Origin of the sequence: Mesorhizobium sp. M7A.F.Ca.CA.002.15.2.1 (assembly GCF_003998715.1) — a bacterium.
GTDB lineage: Bacteria > Pseudomonadota > Alphaproteobacteria > Rhizobiales > Rhizobiaceae > Mesorhizobium > Mesorhizobium ciceri.
On the sequence record NZ_RZPI01000898.1, the window covers coordinates 1 to 1,821 of the forward strand.

2 protein-coding genes are annotated in these 1,821 nt (G+C 62.4%); one reads left to right on the plus strand and one right to left on the minus strand.

Going from position 1 to position 1,821, the window contains the following annotated elements:
- Positions 1 to 771: DUF6492 family protein (locus ENZ74_RS30855; RefSeq protein ID WP_127313259.1), on the plus strand; the 771-nt coding region annotated here is incomplete at its 5' end.
- Between the two features lie 80 nt (positions 772 to 851).
- Here ENZ74_RS30855 and ENZ74_RS30860 read toward each other — a convergent pair.
- Positions 852 to 1,821: lipopolysaccharide biosynthesis protein (locus ENZ74_RS30860; protein ID WP_127313260.1), on the minus strand; the 970-nt coding region annotated here is incomplete at its 5' end.

A 1,821-nucleotide genomic window follows, 5' to 3' on the forward strand; every position in this document is an offset into this window, starting at 1 on the left:
CACCATTACATCCTGGTCGAGCATCGCGATGTCGGCCTGTTTCGCCAATTGGAAACCGGCCGCCGCACGGTGGTCGACGAGCGGGAATTGCTGCCGCGCTGGCTGCACGCCTTCGACGATCCGTTCAGCCTGTTTCGCCGGCGCGTCTGGCTCAGCCTGAAGACCCAGCCGCTGCGCGGCTGGCATGTGCAGCAGTTGCGCCGCATCGCCATATCAGCGCATGCATCTCAAGACGTGCTCATCTTCTGCGATTCCGATGTTGCCTTCCTGAAACCTTTCGACTGCGGCGCCTTCTGGCGCGACGACAAGGTGCGCCTGTTCCGCCGCGACGGTGTGCTGGCGGACGAAGGTCATGAGGAGCATCGCATCTGGTCGCGCAACGCCGGCTCGGCACTCGGCATCGACCCGTCCCGGACGTCGAACCATGACTACATCTCGACGCTGATCGCGTGGCGGCGCGACACCGTGCTGGCGATGTGCGGTGCGATCGAAAGGGTCCATGGTCGCAACTGGGTCGAGGTCGTCGGCTCGGCACGCAAATTCTCCGAATGCATGATCTACGGCCGCTATGTCGACGATCTGCTGGACGGAGCCGGCCACTTCCACGGTTCCGAAGAGTTCTGCCGCGTGCACTGGACCGGCGAAGCGCTTTCGGATGACGAGTTCCGCCGCTTCGTTGCCGCCATGGCGCCGGAGCAGGTGGCGATCGGCATGCAATCCTTCATCGGCACCGATATCGGCCGCATCCGCCGTCTGATTGGGTTGGATTAGATCATCCCGAAAAGCGGAAACCGGTTTTCTCGGACAAACGATTTCCGTTTGTCCAGAAGTCATGCACAAATGAGAAAGCCCTATACGGGCTTTGCCGGCTTGCGCATCGCCGAATAGGTGAGCAGCGTCGAGGCGAGATACAGAAGCAGGAAGACGACATTGAGCGACAGCACCAGCTTCGGCGTGTCGAGGATGGTCGTCAGCACATAAGTCAGCAACAGCGCCTTCAATCCGGCGAGCAGGCCGAGATTGAGCGCCCGCACCAGCGTTTGGCCGCGTGCGAACAAAAGCTCGGCCTGGTATTCGACAAGATTGCGCAATCCCGGCACGCAGATTGCCAGCACCACCAGCGGGGCAGCCTCGGCGACATTCTTGCCGAGTGCATTGGGGAAGAAATGCAGCACGATGCCAAGTGTCAGCAGCGCCAGCGTCGAAACCGCGAACACACCGCCTTCGATGCCGCTCTTGACCGCCAGACGCGACAACAGTTCCGGCGCGCGCATCATGCGCTGCACCAGCATCATCGAGAAGGTGCGGATCGGAATCGCCGTCAGGTCGACCAGCCGCATGATGATGGCGTAGATGCCGGCCAGATGCGGGCCGCCGATCGCCAGCACGAGCAGCTTGTCGAACTCCATCTGCAGGTAGAACAGCACTTCGGCGCCGGCCACATAGATGGAATCGGCCAATCGCCTGAGATAAAGCTCGACGCGCAGCCGCAGCCTCTGGCGCGGGTAGAAGAAGCCGAAGGCGATCAGCAGCGAGGCGGCATTGGCGCCGATATAGAACCAGGACCATATCCAGACGCTGTGTTGCGCTGAGAACATGAACAGCACCGCGCCGAGCGCCCGCAGCGCGGTCGCCAGGATGGCCAGCAGCGCGGCGCGGCCGAACTTGCCCAGGCCGTTGTTGACGATCAGCGCCACCTCCACCGGCCGCCACAACAGCGCTTCGGCAAAGACGATTGCCGCAAACACCGACAGCGGCACGGTGTCGGCAAAGAAAAGCAGATAGACGCCGAACGAGGCAGCGGCCAGCAGCGGCAGCGAC